This is a genomic window from Cellulomonas sp. ATA003 (assembly GCF_031582905.1).
GTDB lineage: Bacteria > Actinomycetota > Actinomycetes > Actinomycetales > Cellulomonadaceae > Pengzhenrongella.
Genome location: NZ_CP133990.1, coordinates 2,463,193 through 2,477,662 on the forward strand (window position 1 = coordinate 2,463,193; position 14,470 = coordinate 2,477,662).

Here is a 14,470-nt window from a genome sequence, read left to right on the forward strand (position 1 = left end):
CCCGCTGATCCTCGCCGCCGTCCGGTGGTACCGCTCGCGCAAGCAGCGCCCGGGGGCACCGCCCGCTGAGGCACCGCCCGCCGGGCGGTCAGTCCGGCGCGTCCTGGGCCGCCGCCTCCGCGAGGGCGTCCACCGCCGCGCCGTAGCGCCGGTCCCGCCGCGCGTAGTCCTCCACCGCACGCCACAGGTGCCGGCGGTCGACGTCGGGCCACGGCTCGTCGAGGAACACGAGCTCGGCGTACGCCGCCTGCCAGATCATGAAGTTGGACGTCCGCTGCTCCCCGGACGACCGCAGGAACAGGTCGACGTCGGGCAGGTCGGGCTCGTCGAGGTACCGCGCGACGGTCTTCTCGGTCACCTTGGACGGGTCCAGGCGGCCGGCGGCGACCTCCAGGGCGATCGCCCGGGCGGCGTCGGCCACCTCGGCCCGACCGCCGTAGTTGACGCACATCGTCAGCGTGCACACGTCGTTGTCCCGGGTCAGCCGCTCGGCCTCCTCGAGCTCGGCGATCACCGAGCGCCACAGCCGCGGACGGCGGCCGGCCCAGCGCACGCGCACCCCCCAGTCGTTCATGGTGTCGCGGCGGCGGCGCAGCACGTCGCGGTTGAACCCCATGAGGAACCGGACCTCGTCCGGTGACCGCTTCCAGTTCTCGGTCGAGAAGGCGTACGCCGAGACGTGCGTGACGCCCACCTCGATCGCCCCGGCGACGACGTCGAGCAGCGACGCCTCCCCGGCCTGGTGACCGGCCGTGCGCGGCAGGCCGCGCGCGTTGGCCCACCGGCCGTTGCCGTCCATGACGATGGCGACGTGCCGGGGCACGAGCTCGGGCGGCAGCACGGGGGCCGTGGCACCGGACGGGTGCGGCGGCGGGGCGACGACGGAGCGGCCCGGCACGGGCTCCGACCCGCGGCCCTGGCGCCTCACACCCGCTCCACGTGCGGCAGCGAGCGCAGGGACCGCTCGAGGTGGAACTGCAGGAACGCGGCGACGAGACCGTCCGCCTCGCGGCGGTGCCGCTCGTGGCTCGCCTCGGCCGCGGGCCACTCCCCGCGAGCAGGGCCGCGAGCAGCACGAACGTCTCGGGCGCCGGGGCCGTCGCACCCGGCGGACGGCAGACGCCGCACACGGCCCCGCCCTGCGCGACCGCGAACGACCGGTGCGGACCGGGCGCCCCGCACCGAGCGCAGTCGGTGAAGCTCGGCGCCCACCCGGCGACGGACAGCGCGCGCAGCAGGTACGAGCTCAGCACGAGCCCCGGGGCGTGCTCGCGAGTCGCGAGGGACCGCACCCCGCCGACCAGCAGCCGGTACTGCGGCAGCGCGGGCTCGCCCTCCGCCTCGACGAGGCGCTCCGCCGTCTCGAGCATCGCGGTGCCCGCGGTGTACAGCGTGTAGTCCTCGCACACCGCGCGACCGTAGGCACCGACGGTCTCGACCTGGGTGACGATGTCGAGCGACCGGCCGCGGTGCAGCTGGGCGTCGACGACCATGAACGGCTCGAGCCGGGACCCGAAGCGGGACGACGTGCGCCGGACGCCCTTGGCGACCGCGCGCACCTTGCCGTGGCTGCGGGTCAGAAGGGTCACGATGCGGTCGGCCTCGCCCAGCTTGTGGGTGCGCAGCACGATCGCCTCGTCGCGGTAGAGGCTCACCGGACCATTGTCCCCCGCCTGCCCACACGCCGCGCACACCGCCGCGCACTCTCCCGAGCACCGCCGCGAAGACCGCGCCACCCCGCCGCCGCGCCCGCCCCGGGGGTGGCCGATCAGCCGACGACGGCGCGGTCCCGACCGCCCGCCTTCGCCTGGTGCAGCGCCGCGGTGACCGCCGCGAGCATCGCCGTCGGGGACACCTGCGCGACCGCGCCGACGGAGACGGTCACGCGGAGCCCCGACGCCAGGCGCGACCAGTCCTCGTCCCGGACGGCTGCGACCAGCCGGCGCGCGAGGCGCTCCGCCGCGCGCGCACCGTCGGGCGTCCCGCTCACCCGGGGATCGAGCACGACGAGGAACTCGTCCCCGCCGAACCGCACCACGGTGTCGCCCGCCCGGACCTGCGCCCGCAGGATCCGTGCCAGCCGCACGAGGACGCGGTCGCCGACGACGTGCGACCAGCGGTCGTTGATCTCCTTGAAGTGGTCGACGTCGACGAACACCGACGCCGCCGTGGCGCCCTGGTCCGCGAGCGCCGCCTCGAGCGCACGCCGGTTGCCGACGCCGGTGAGGTCGTCCGTGCGGGTCAGCTCGGTGATCTCCTCGCCCTGCGCGACGAGCTCGTGGACCTGCACGCGGCTGCGCAGGACGTCGAACCGGGCGATCCGCTCGTGCCACAGGCTGACGGCGAGGCGCTGGTACAGCGCGGACGCGCGGCCGACCGCGGGGTGGTCGCCGTACTGCTGCACCGACAGACGCATGAGGGCGGCGTCGGCGATGGCGAGCCAGATGGCGCGGTGCTCGGCGACCGCGAGCTCGCGCAGCGTCTCCAGGTCAGCCTGCGCCTCCGCGAAGCGGCCGTGCGCGGCCTGGGCGACGCTCAGCGCGTAGAGGGCGAGCAGTCGTTCGACCCGGGCGTGGGCGAGCGCGGGGTTGGCCAGCAGGACGGGCGCGGCGACCAGCGCGAGCTCCGTCTCGCCGAGCATCGTCCGGGCGAACATCTCCCCGGTCGCGGCGAACAGCCGGTAGGTATCGCGCCCGGTCTCGGTGACCAGGCGCGCGACCCATGCGGCACGGGACGCGCACAGCACGTACTTGGCGGACGCGCCGGCGTCGTCCCCGATCACCTGCAGCGCGAGGGCCCACTCCGCGACCGTGTTCAGCGAGTCCGAGACGATCGTGATGCCGTCCCACGTCGTCAGGCGGGGCACCATCTGCAGGAGCTGCGCGTCGCTGGCCTCGAACAGCTCGAGACGACGCAGCGCGATCGCGATGGCCCCGCTCGCGGACACCTGGTGGTAGTCCTGCCCGGCGAGCGGACCGAGCAGGACGGTGGCGCGCGCGAGGAGGTCGACCGCGGTCGCGTTGTCGCCCAGGGCGGCCCGCGCGTTGGCCTCGAGCGCGAGCGCCTTCACGCGCCAGTACGAGCGCAGGTCCTCGTCCACCATCGCCAGGAGCCGGTGCGCGCACTCGACGGCCTCTGCCGCGCGCCCGAGCTCGATCGCCGACCGCCCGCGGATGTAGATCGCGAAGCGGAGCGTGCGCTGGTCGTCCGCGGCCTCGCACAGCGCCTCGATCGCGCGGCACCGCTCGATCGCCTCGGCGACGTCGCCGTCCTGGGACAGCGCGTGGGCGACGTCGGTCAGCGCGTCGAAGGGACCGAACTCGCCGAGGTGCACGACGGCGCGCGGCGGCGCGGGTCGCAGCTCTCGGCCAGGGTCACCTCCACTGCATCGACACGGACGTCGTGCACCCGCAGCCGGACCGGTGTGAGATGCCTCACACCGGTCCGGTCGGGGCGTGCCGGCTCTGCTCCGCGAACGGGCGCGAGCCCGACCAGCGCGAGCTAACGGTGGGCCCGGTTGACCGCGGAGATGATGGCCTTGAGCGAGGCGGTCGTGATGGACGGGTCGATCCCCACGCCCCACAGCACCTGCTCACCGACCGAGCACTCGACGTACGCGGCCGCCGACGCGTCGCCGCCCTCGGACAGCGCGTGCTCGGCGTAGTCCAGGACGGCGACGTCCAGGCCGAGCCGGGACAGCACGTCGACGAACGCCGCGATCGGACCGTTGCCGGCACCGTCGAGGGTGACCTCGCGGCCGTCGTCGGTCAGGTCGACGCTGAGCGTGTCGGGGCCGTCGGCGATGCTGTCGCTGCGGGCACCGCGCAGCGCGAACCGGCCCCACTGCGCGAGCGGCCCGCCCGGCTCGACGGGCAGGTACTCGTCCCGGAAGATCTCCCACAGGTCGTCGGCGCTGACCTCCCCGCCGCGGGTGTCGGTGAACGCCTGCACCACGCGGGAGAACTCGATCTGGAGCCGGCGCGGCAGGTCCAGGTGCCGCTCGTGCTTCATGAGGTAGGAGATGCCGCCCTTGCCGGACTGCGAGTTGACCCGGATGACCGCCTCGTAGCTGCGGCCGACGTCCTTGGGATCGATCGGCAGGTAGGGCAGCGCCCACACGAGCTCGTCGGTCCCGACGCCGGCCGCCGCGGCATCGCTCGCCCGCGCCTCGAACGCCTTCTTGATGGCGTCCTGGTGCGATCCGGAGAAGGACGTGTAGACGAGGTCGCCGCCGTACGGGTGGCGCGGGTGGACGTCCATCTGCGTGCAGTACTCGACGGTGCGCCGCACCTCGTCGATGTCCGAGAAGTCGATCTGCGGATCGATGCCCTGGCTGAAAAGGTTCAGCCCGAGGGTCACCAGGTCGACGTTCCCGGTCCGCTCGCCCTGGCCGAACAGGCAGCCCTCGACGCGGTCCGCGCCGGCCATCATCGCGAGCTCGGCAGCCGCGACCGCGGTGCCGCGGTCGTTGTGCGGGTGCACCGACACCGCGACGTGCTCGCGCCGGGACAGGTTGCGGCTCATCCACTCGATCATGTCCGCGTAGGTGTTCGGCGTCCCGCGCTCGACGGTCGCCGGGAGGTTCAGCACGATCTCGCGGTCGGCGCCGGGCTCGTAGACGTCCATCACCGCCTCGCACACCTCGAGCGCGAACTCCAGCTCGGTGTCGGTGAAGATCTCCGGGGAGTACTCGTACCCGAACACGGTGTCGTCGTCGAGGATCTTCTCGGCGAACGCCAGGACGTCGCGGGTGCCGGCCACGGCGAGCTCGCGGGTCGCGTCGCGGTCGTTGCGGAACACGATGTCCCGGAACACCGGCGCGGTGGCGTTGTACATGTGCACGGTCGCGCGCGGCGTGCCGACCAGCGCGGTCATCGTCCGCTCGATGAGGTCGGTGCGGGCCTGGGTCAGCACCGAGATCGTCACGTCGTCGGGCACGGCGCCGTCGTCGATGATCGACCGGACGAAGTCGAAGTCGGTCTGGCTGGCCGCCGGGAAGCCGACCTCGATCTCCTTGAAGCCCATCCGGACGAGCAGGTCGAACATCCGGCGCTTGCGGCGGGGGTCCATCGGCTCGATGAGCGCCTGGTTGCCGTCCCGCAGGTCGGTCGACAGCCAGCGGGGCGCGGCGGTGATCGTCTGCGAGGGCCACCGGCGGTCGGACAGGTCGTAGCCGGCGAGCCCGCCGAACGGACGGTACTTGTCGACCGGCATGGCCGTGGCGCGCTGGGCGGAGCGGGTGTGGGAGTCGTGTCGCATCGTGGGTTCCTCAGTGTCTCGGGGTGGAGGGCCGGAGCACGACGACCACCGCGACGAGGGACCGGCCGGTCAGACCCCGCCGCGGCGACGAAGGAGGAGTCCTTGCCACAGCACGCCGACACCCTACCCCCGACCCGGCGAGGGCGTGCGATGGCGTGTGCGAGGGCGTCGGAGGCGTCCGCCCGGTCCTGCGTCAGATCCCCAGCTGGTAGACGCCCCAGTACGCCAGCGTGATCAGCAGGATCACGGACCCCGCGGCGAGCGCCCCGAGCCCGACCCCCGCGAACCCGCCCCGCACCACCCGCTCGTCCGGGTCGGCGCGCACGTCCCGGATCCGTTGGATGAGGACGGCGCCCGCGACGACCGCGGCGAGACCCAGCACGCGCACGCCGAGCCACCCGCCCTGCACCACCCAGGTGTTGCGCTCGTAGTCGAGCGCGAGCCGGGCCACCGCGACGAGGTAGCCGACGAGCGCGCCGACGGTCAGCACCGTGCCGACCGCCAGACCGGCCAGCGGCTCGGCCAGGCCGGCGGCGAGGCCGTGACCGCGCCACCGCAGCACCCGGCCGGTGAGCAGCGACAGCGTGCCGACCACGAGGGCGGCGGCCGCGACCACCACGGTCGCCAGCACGGCGTCGACGGTGCCGAACCACCGCGGGCTCGGCAGCGGGTCGGCGCGGATCGCCTGCACGGGCTGCTCGCCGGCGATCCACGGCTCGGCCGTCCCGGTCGCCGGCAGTCCGTCGACCCACGCGGCGATGTCCCGGTGCAGCGCCGGCAGGACGTCGCCGTCCACCCGGATCCCGTGGTCGGCGCCCGCGTAGTACCGGACGGTCAACGCGTCGTTGCCCGTCGCCGCGAGGTCGGCGCGGACCTCCTGCACCCCCTGGACGAGCGGCATGGACGCGTCGCCGGTGCCGTAGGCCATGAGGACCGGCTGGGTGGTGCGCTGCTGGTAGGGCGACACGTCGAAGTCCGCGTAGGCGAACGCGTCCCCCGGGAAGCCGAGCCCGACCGCGCGCGGGATGGCACGGAACACCCCGCTCGGCACGTCGGTGTTGCGCAGGTAGGACGCGGCCGCGAAGGCGGCCTGCTGCCGCGGCGGGACGACGGGGGCCGAGACGAGGACGGCGAAGTCGAGGGTGCGGTCCTCGGCGGTCATCACCGGGACGATCCAGCAGCCCTCGCTCTCGCCGTAGACGCCGACCCGCGTGCCGTCGACGCCCGGCCACCCGCGCAGGACGTCGACGGACCGCGCATAGTCGGCCGCCATCGCCGGGTAGTCGCGGTGCACGGTGGTGTAGGTGTCGAGGCGCTTGTCGGGCACCATCGTGACGATCCCGGCGCTGGCCAGGTGCTGCGCCTGGGAGCGGAACGCCTGGGCGAACCGTCCCGTGCCGGCGCCGTGCACGAAGACGAGGCCGGGCAGGTCGTCGCCGGCTCCCACCGGCGCCGTGACCTGCGCCTCGACGACCGCGCCGTCGAGGTCGACCTCGACCACGGTGCGGGTGACGTCGTACGTGCCGACTGCCGCGACGCCGGGCGGCTCGTCGGCGAGAGCCGACCCGGGGGCGATCGTCGTGTCGGACGTCTCGACGACCGGGACGTCGAGGACCGGCTCGGGGTCCCACCCGGGGCCCATGACGGCCCCGAGCACGGCCAGCGCGACGGCCCCGGCGGCGGCGGTGGCAGCGGTCCGGAACGGCACCCGGAGATCCTAGGCGCCGTCCCGGGCGGAGCCGGGCATGACCCCGGCCCCGCGGGTCAGAACCCCATCCGCCCCAGCTGCTTGGGGTCGCGCTGCCAGTCCTTGGCGACCTTGACGTGCAGGTCGAGGAAGATCCGGCTGCCCAGGAGAGCCTCGATGCCCTGGCGGGCCTGGGTGCCGACGTCCCGCAGCCGCTCCCCGCCCTTGCCGATGATGATCGCCTTCTGGCTGTCCCGTTCGACGAAGAGGTTGACCCGGACGTCCAGCATCGGCGGCCGGCCGTCGGTGCCCGAGCCCTCGCGCGGCAGGATCTCGTCCACCACGACGGCGAGCGAGTGCGGCAGCTCGTCGCGCACGCCCTCGAGGGCGGCCTCGCGCACGAGCTCGGCGACCATGACGACCTCGGGCTCGTCGGTGAGCTCGCCGTCCGGGTACAGCGCGGGTCCCGGCGGCAGGTGCCCGACGACGACGTCGACGAGCACGTCCACCTGGTAGCCCTCCACCGCGGACACGGGCACGATGTCGGCCCACTCCCCGAGCGCGTCCACCGCCAGGAGGTGCTCGGCGAGCCGTCCCTTGCCGACGACGTCGGCCTTCGTCACCACCGCGACCACCGGCACGGGCAGCTCCGCCAGCTCGGCGGCGATGAACCGGTCACCGGGACCGACCTTCTGGTCCGCCGGGAGGCAGAACAGCACGACGTCGACCTCGGTCAGGGTGTCGCGCACGAGGTCGTTGAGGCGCTGGCCGAGCAGGGTGCGCGGTCGGTGCAGCCCGGGGGTGTCGACCAGGACGAGCTGGGCGTCCTCGCGGTGCACGATCCCGCGGATGGTGTGCCGGGTGGTCTGCGGACGGCCCGAGGTGATGGCCACCTTCTGTCCCACGAGCGCGTTCGTGAGCGTGGACTTGCCGGCGTTGGGCCGGCCGACCACGCACGCGAAGCCGGATCGGAACTCGGTCATCGGGATGCTCCTGGTGTGGTCTGGGGGATGTCGTCGCGGTCGTCGGCCGGTGCGGCGAGCCGCACGAGCACCGTGGCCAGCTGCTTGCGGCGGCCCTCCACGCGCTCGGCCGTCAGGTGCAGCCCGTGGATCTCGCCGGATGCACCGAGCAGCGGCACCTTGCCGAGCGCCTTGGCCAGCAGGCCGCCGGCGGTGTCCACCTCGTCGTCCTCCAGGTCGAGGTCGAACAGCTCGCCGACCTCGTCGACCGGCAGGCGGGCGGGGACGCGGAAGGTGCCGTCGCCGAGGTCCTCGACCTCGGGTCCGCTGCGGTCGTGCTCGTCGGTCAGCTCACCGACGATCTCCTCGAGGGCGTCCTCGATCGTCACGAGCCCGGCGATGCCGCCGTACTCGTCGACGACGACGGCGATGTGCGACGACGCCGCCTGCATCTCGCGCAGGAGGTCGTCGACGGGCTTGGACTCGGGCACGAACACCGCCGGTCGCGCGAGGTGCGCCACGGGGTCCTCACCCGAGCCGGGCGAGTCCTGCAGGCGCCGGATGAGGTCCTTGAGGTACAGCACCCCGCGCAGGTCGTCGACGGACGTGCCGACCACCGGGACCCGGGAGTACCCGGAGCGGAGCATGAGGGACAGCGCCTTGCGCAGCGGCGTCGTCGACTCCGCGGTGATCATCTCGGTGCGCGGGACCATGACCTCGCGGGTCAGCGTGTCGCCCAGCTCGAACACGGAGCGGAACATGTCCCGCTCCTCCTCCTCGAGCCCGTGCGACTCGCTCATCCGCGCGACCATCGCGCGCAGCTCGTCCTCGTCGACCTCGCCGGTCCGGCGCACCTCGGGGGCGAGCCGCCCGATGGGGAGCATCCGCACGACGCTGAGCAGGGCGGAGAGCATCGTCAGGACCCGGACGGGGTGACGCCGCCCGAGGCTGCGCGGGCTGATCCGCACGAGGATGAGCGCGACGAGCCCGGAGACGACGACGGAGAGCAGCAGCACGGCCCACCAGGCGAGGTCGGTCGCGGTGAGGGCGAGCACCACGCACGCGGTCGCGCTCATCTCGGCGATGAGCCGGACGAACGCCGCCGACGCCGCGCTGTCGGTGGGCTCCTCGGTGAGGCGCCGCACCCGCCCGGCGTGCGGGTGGCCCTGGGCGACGAGCTCGCTGACCGCGGCCCGGGTCACCTGCAGCAGGGCCGACTCGCCGGCGCTGAGCAGCGCCGCGAGCCCGAAGCCCAGTGCCGCCACGGTCACCAGCAGGCCGACGGGCAGCCCGTCGGTGACGGCCGGGGAGACGGCGGTGGCCACAGCGTGCGGTCCGGCGAGGACGGCGTCCGTCAGCCCGGCGCTCGCCAGGCGTGCGCTCGTCAGCACCGCGGTCATCGGTCGGCGAGGAACGTCAGCAGCAGCTGACGCTGCAGCGCGAACATCTCCTTCTCCTCCTCCGGCTCCGCGTGGTCGTACCCCAGCAGGTGGAGGATCCCGTGGGTCGTCAGCAGCAGCAGCTCCTCGGTGGTCGAGTGCCCGGCGTCACGCGCCTGACGGGCCGCGACCTCCGGGCACAGGACGACGTCGCCGAGGAGGCCCGCGGGGGTGACGTCGCCGGGGCTGCCGGGCCGCAGCTCGTCCATCGGGAACGACAGGACGTCCGTGGGTCCGGGCTCGTCCATCCACTGCACGTGCAGCTCGGTCATGACGTCCGTGCCGACGAGCATGATGGCGAGCTCGGTCTGCGGGTGCACGTGCATCGCGTCGAGCACGTGGCGGGCGAGCGCCGCGAACTCGGCCTCGTCGACGACGTGCCCGGACTCGTTGTTGACCTCGACGCTCACCGGGCACCTGCCCCGGGGCCGGACGACCGGTGCTCGCGCGGGCCGCGGCCGACCGAGGGGCGGTGCTCGACGTGCCCGCCGCCGCCCGGGGCGTCCCAGCGCGCGTAGGCGTCGATGATCTGCCCGACGAGCCGGTGCCGGACGACGTCGCCCGAGCTCAGCCGGCAGAAGGCGACGTCGTCGACGTCACGCAGGACGTCCTCGACGACGCGCAGCCCGGACGTCGTCCCGCCGGGCAGGTCGACCTGGGTGACGTCGCCCGTGACGACGACGCGGGAGCCGAAGCCGAGGCGGGTGAGGAACATCTTCATCTGCTCGGTCGAGGTGTTCTGCGCCTCGTCGAGGATGATGAACGCGTCGTTGAGCGTCCGGCCGCGCATGTACGCCAGCGGGGCGACCTCGATGGTCCCGGCCTCCATGAGACGAGGGATCGAGTCCGGGTCGACCATGTCGTGCAGCGCGTCGTACAGCGGGCGCAGGTAGGGGTCGATCTTCTCGGTGAGGCCGCCGGGCAGGAACCCGAGCCGCTCCCCGGCCTCGACCGCGGGCCGGGTCAGGACGATGCGGCTGACCTGTCGGGCCTGCAGGGCCTGCACCGCCTTGGCCATCGCGAGGTAGGTCTTCCCGGTGCCGGCGGGGCCGATGCCGAAGGTGACGGTGTGCCGGTCGATCGCGTCGACGTACTCCTTCTGCCCGGCCGTCTTCGGCCGGATCGTCCGGCCGCGGTTGGAGAGGATGTTGAAGGTCAGCACGTCGGCCGGTCGGGTGGTCGTCGCCGCGGTGAGCATGACGATCGAGCGGCGTACGACGTCCGCGGTGAGCGGGGTACCGCTGGCCGCGACGTCGACCAGCTCGTCGACGAGGCGGGCGAGCAGCGCGACGTCACCGGCCGGGCCGGCGAGGCTGATCTCGTTGCCACGGACGTGGACGTCGACGGAGGGGAAGCCCTCCTCCATTGAGCGCAGGACCTCGTCGCGCAGGCCCAGGAGGGCGACCATGGCGACCTCGGGCGGCACCGTGATGCGGTGCTCGACGCGTGCGCCGGACGTGGGGTCGCGGCGCTCAGGGGTGATCTCTGCCATGGGTGAGGCCGGCGGCCTGCGTTCTCCTCGCTCCGGTGGCGCGCTCGTGCGCCGGGGCACCCATCCTACCGAGCGCACCGGCGGGCGGCGCGTGCGAGACCGGGCGTGCGGCCCGGCGGAGCAGCCGTCAGGCCGGGGACCACCCGAGGTCCTGCCCGCCCAGGACGTGCCCGTGCACGTGGAAGACCGACTGCCCCGCGGTGGGCCCGGTGTTGAACACGAGCCGGAACTGCCCGCTCGCCTCCGTGCCGGCGACGGTGTCCGCGAGCTCGACGAGCTCCGCGAGCAGCGCGGGGTCGGCGGCGGCGAGCTGCGCGACGTCGGCGTGGTGCTCGCGCGGGATCACCAGCACATGCAGCGCGGCCCGGGGGTCGATGTCCCGGAAGGCCAGGGCACGCTCGGACCGGGCGACGACGTCGGCGGGGACCTCGCCGGCCACGATCCGGCAGAACAGGCAGTCGCTGGACATGCCGTCAGGCTAGCCCGGCGGCCGGGCGCACGCCCGGCTCACGCCCCCAGGCGACGCACCGTCTCCTCGTCCTGCACCCCGTCGAAGTACTGGTCGAGGACGGCGGTGAACGCGTCGCGGGCCTCCTCGGAACCCGTGGGGTCAGCGGGGTCGGCGGAGTCAGCGGCACGGGCGAACAGCGTCATCGAGGAGCGCAGCTTCTGCGCGTCGATGCCGCCGAGGACGGCCACGGGGTCGTCGTCCGGGAGCGCGGTCAGCGCCCGGACGCACTCCATGAGCCGCGGCCCGAGCACCGGGTGCGCGAGATAGGCGCGCGCCTCGTCCAGCCCGGCGATCCCGTAGCGCTGGGCCATCGCGCTGTGCCCCAGGCCCGCGAGCTGCGGGAGCACGAACCACATCCAGTGGCTGCGCTTGCGCCCCGCGCGGAGCTCGGCGAGCGCGGTGACGTGCGTGCCGTCGTGGTCCTGGGCGGTGACGAAGCGGTTGAGGTCGGGCGGCATGGGGCCATGGTGCCCGCTCCGGACGCCGCGGACGCCGCGGACGCCGCGGACGCCCGGGGCGGTCGTGCGGCTCCGACCAGCGGTCTCGCGCTCAGCCGAAGAGGCGCTCCAACCACTCGTACTTCCGGACCTGGTGGTGCTCGTCCCCGCCCTCGTGCTCGTTGAACTCGTAGACCTCGATCGACTTGTCGGCGCAGGCCCATCGGTTGAAGGCTGCGTAGACGGTCGACGGCGGGCAGGTGGCGTCCATGAGCGCGACCGAGAAGAGGGTGGGCGTGGTCGCGTGCCGCGCGAGGACCGCGCCGTCGAAGTACCGCAGCGTCGAGAAGGTCGCCGCCGCATGATCGCGGTTGCGCTTGAGATACCGGGTGATCTCGGCGTACGGCTCGTTGTTCGTGATGGAGACGGCGCGCCGGAAGTGACAGAGGAACGGCACGTCGACCAGCGCGCCGGCCAGGTCGTCCCGCAGCGCGGCCACGGCGATCGCGATCCCACCGCCCTGGCTCACCCCGGCGACGACGGTGCGGTCCGGGTCGGCGTACGGCGTCGCGGCGGCAGCCTCCACGGCCCGGACCGCATCGGTGAAGACCCGTCGGTAGAAGTAGGTGGTGGGGTCCAGGATCCCGCGGGTCAGGTGTCCCGGTGCCGCGACGAGCCCGGCCTCCGGCGTGAGGTCCGGGGTGTCGCCGGTGCGACCGCCCCAGCCCTGCCCTCGGGTGTCCATCGTCAGGTGCGCGTAGCCGGCCAATGCCCAGGCGACGTGCTGGTGCGCGAGCCCCCGTCCGCCGCTGTAGCCGACGTACTCGACCACGGTGGGGAGGGTCCGGTGGTGCCGGCCGGCACGTGCAGCCATGCCTTGATGCGGTCGCCGCCGAAGCCGGAGAACTCCAGGTCGTACGTGGTCACGAGCTCCAGGTGGTTGTCGACCTCGGTCAGCACCACGTCGAGCTCGTGCTCGCGCGCCTGCTCGAGCGTGGTGTCCCAGAACTCCCTCAGGTCGGCCGGCTCGTCGAGATCGAGTGCGAACCGTTCCAGCTCGGGAACGGACAGGTCGAAGTGCGCCATGGTGAGGCTCCGGTGCGTGCGGGACGGGACCGGCCGGACACCCACGGGTATCCGGCCGGTCGGGAGGACGAGCGTCAGCTCAACTCAGCTGAGCTCAGCTCAGCTCGGCTTCGAGCTCGCTGACGAACTGCTCGGCGGCCTCGTCCGCCGTCATCCGCTCGAACGCCACCTCGGTGCCCAGCCGGACGACGATCGCCTGAGCAGCGGTCCCGCCCACAGGCGTCTGCACGTTGGGCGCACCCTCCTGAGCCAGGACCTTGTCCAGGAAGTCGCTCTGCACCTGCTCCACCTCGGTGAACTCGGGCTGGACGGCGCTCAGGACGTCGGGGTTGGCGGGGATGCCCAGCGTCAGCTTGTTGAGCGGCGCCGCCTCCTCGCTGTTGAGGAGCCAGTCGATCAGCAGTGCCACCTCCTCGGGGTGCTCGGTCCCTCCGTACCCGGCGTACAGGACGGTGGGCTGCGGCCAGAGGCCGGGCTCGCCGCCCTCGTTGGGCACGTCGAGGATGACGAACTCGTCACCCGAGGACTGGGTGTAGATGGGCAGGAAGTTGATGGGCTCGAACGACATGGCCACCTTGCCGGTGCCCATCAGCCGCGCCTCCAGGGCGAGGGACTCCTCCTCCGCCGACTGCTCCGCGCTCGGACCGGCACCGGTCTCGATGAGGCGCTTGTTGAGGTCGAACATGAAGGCCGCGTGCTCCGCCACGTCGCCCACGCCTCCTCCTCGGTGTACACGTTGTCGCCGTGCTGGCGGGCGATCGTGTTGAGCAGCTGCTCGGTGTTGTTGAGCGTCACCCCGTAGGTGTCGTCGGGGGTGTTCTCGGAGATCTGCGTGGCGATGTCGACGTAGTCGTCCCAGGTCCACGTGTCGTCGTCGGGCAGCTCGACACCGGCCTCGGCGAACAGGCGCGTGTTCGCGATGACGCCGCGCGACCCGAGACCGGTCGGGACTCCGTAGAGGTTCCCCTCGAACATCCCGCCGTCGAGCGAACCCTCCGCGTAGTTCGACACGTCGAGGGTGTCCTCGACGGTCGCGAGGTCGAGCAGCGCACCCTTCTCGGCGTACTCCGCGATGTAGTTGTAGGTGATCTGGAGCACGTCCGGTCCGTCGTCACCCGCGACCTGCGTGGCGAGCTTGTCGTAGTAGCCGGCGAACTCGCCCGGCTCCTGCAGGACGGTGATGTGGGGGTACTCGGCCTCGAACGCGGTGATCTGCTCGTCCTTGATCGCGTTCAGCTGCTCGCTGCCCCACCAGGCGAAGCGGAGCTCGACGGCCTCGTCGCCGCCCTCCGTCGCGCCCGCGGCGTCGGTGCCGCCGCCGTCGGAGCAACCCACGAGCGCCAGAGCAGCGGCGACCGCCACGAAACCGACCTTGTGCTTCCTTGAGAACATGCGCAGCGTCCGATCTGATGGCCCCGCAACGGGGCAGAGTGCAAGGGAAGGCGTTCTGCGACACCCGGTGGAGGTCGCCGGTCGGGCATGCGCCCGCGATGCGCGAACGGGCCGGTCGCGGCGCCGTCCAGCAACCGCTTCCTCGCGGCTGCCGAGCGGACCAGCGCGGCGGTGCGCCCCGCGGCCCTGTAGGGCTGGGAAAGCG

At 73.2% G+C, this 14,470-nt stretch carries 12 protein-coding genes and 2 pseudogenes; all 14 read right to left on the minus strand.

Features of this window, described 5'->3' with window-relative positions:
* Positions 1-88 precede the first annotated feature (88 nt).
* The 14 genes and pseudogenes from REH70_RS12275 to REH70_RS12340 all read right to left on the minus strand — a co-directional run bounded on the left by REH70_RS12275 (position 89) and on the right by REH70_RS12340 (position 14,265).
* A complete protein-coding gene (locus REH70_RS12275; RefSeq protein WP_310747545.1) occupies positions 89-898 on the minus strand; it encodes an isoprenyl transferase in 810 nt (269 codons plus the stop codon).
* A gap of 26 nt (positions 899-924) precedes the next feature.
* Positions 925-1,655 (minus strand): annotated as a pseudogene (gene recO, locus REH70_RS12280) (DNA repair protein RecO).
* 113 nt (positions 1,656-1,768) lie between these two features.
* Positions 1,769-3,334: a GGDEF domain-containing protein gene (locus tag REH70_RS12285; protein ID WP_310747546.1), complete on the minus strand. Its 1,566-nt coding sequence runs from the start codon at positions 3,332-3,334 to the stop codon at positions 1,769-1,771.
* Positions 3,335-3,501: 167 nt separating this feature from the next.
* On the minus strand, positions 3,502-5,259 hold the full coding sequence (gene leuA / locus REH70_RS12290; RefSeq protein ID WP_310747548.1) for a 2-isopropylmalate synthase: 1,758 nt from the start codon (positions 5,257-5,259) through the stop codon (positions 3,502-3,504).
* A gap of 193 nt (positions 5,260-5,452) precedes the next feature.
* The gene (locus REH70_RS12295) at positions 5,453-6,967 is read right to left on the minus strand and encodes a prolyl oligopeptidase family serine peptidase (protein WP_310747549.1); all 1,515 of its coding nucleotides are present in this window, start codon (positions 6,965-6,967) and stop codon (positions 5,453-5,455) included.
* Between the two features lie 56 nt (positions 6,968-7,023).
* Complete coding sequence (era, locus tag REH70_RS12300) at positions 7,024-7,929, minus strand: GTPase Era (RefSeq protein ID WP_310747550.1); 906 nt, start codon at positions 7,927-7,929, stop codon at positions 7,024-7,026.
* Positions 7,926-9,308, minus strand: coding sequence for a hemolysin family protein (locus tag REH70_RS12305; protein WP_310747552.1), 1,383 nt, complete (start codon positions 9,306-9,308; stop codon positions 7,926-7,928). Before REH70_RS12305 ends, era begins: the two co-directional genes overlap by 4 nt.
* The gene (ybeY, locus tag REH70_RS12310) at positions 9,305-9,757 is read right to left on the minus strand and encodes an rRNA maturation RNase YbeY (protein ID WP_310747554.1); all 453 of its coding nucleotides are present in this window, start codon (positions 9,755-9,757) and stop codon (positions 9,305-9,307) included. The genes REH70_RS12305 and ybeY overlap by 4 nt, the downstream gene beginning before the upstream one ends.
* On the minus strand, positions 9,754-10,839 hold the full coding sequence (locus REH70_RS12315; protein ID WP_310747556.1) for a PhoH family protein: 1,086 nt from the start codon (positions 10,837-10,839) through the stop codon (positions 9,754-9,756). The genes ybeY and REH70_RS12315 overlap by 4 nt, the downstream gene beginning before the upstream one ends.
* Before the next feature lie 127 nt (positions 10,840-10,966).
* Positions 10,967-11,308, minus strand: coding sequence for an HIT domain-containing protein (locus tag REH70_RS12320; protein ID WP_310747558.1), 342 nt, complete (start codon positions 11,306-11,308; stop codon positions 10,967-10,969).
* 38 nt (positions 11,309-11,346) lie between these two features.
* Positions 11,347-11,808: a DUF1810 domain-containing protein gene (locus tag REH70_RS12325; protein WP_310747559.1), complete on the minus strand. Its 462-nt coding sequence runs from the start codon at positions 11,806-11,808 to the stop codon at positions 11,347-11,349.
* A 91-nt stretch (positions 11,809-11,899) separates the two neighbouring features.
* Positions 11,900-12,873: pseudogene (locus tag REH70_RS12330) on the minus strand (acetylxylan esterase).
* A 94-nt stretch (positions 12,874-12,967) separates the two neighbouring features.
* Positions 12,968-13,558 (minus strand): hypothetical protein, encoded by a 591-nt coding sequence (locus tag REH70_RS12335; protein WP_310747561.1) that lies wholly within the window; start codon positions 13,556-13,558, stop codon positions 12,968-12,970.
* Positions 13,462-14,265, minus strand: a complete 804-nt coding sequence (locus tag REH70_RS12340; RefSeq protein WP_310747562.1) for an extracellular solute-binding protein — start codon at positions 14,263-14,265, stop codon at positions 13,462-13,464. The genes REH70_RS12335 and REH70_RS12340 overlap by 97 nt, the downstream gene beginning before the upstream one ends.
* Positions 14,266-14,470 lie beyond the last annotated feature (205 nt).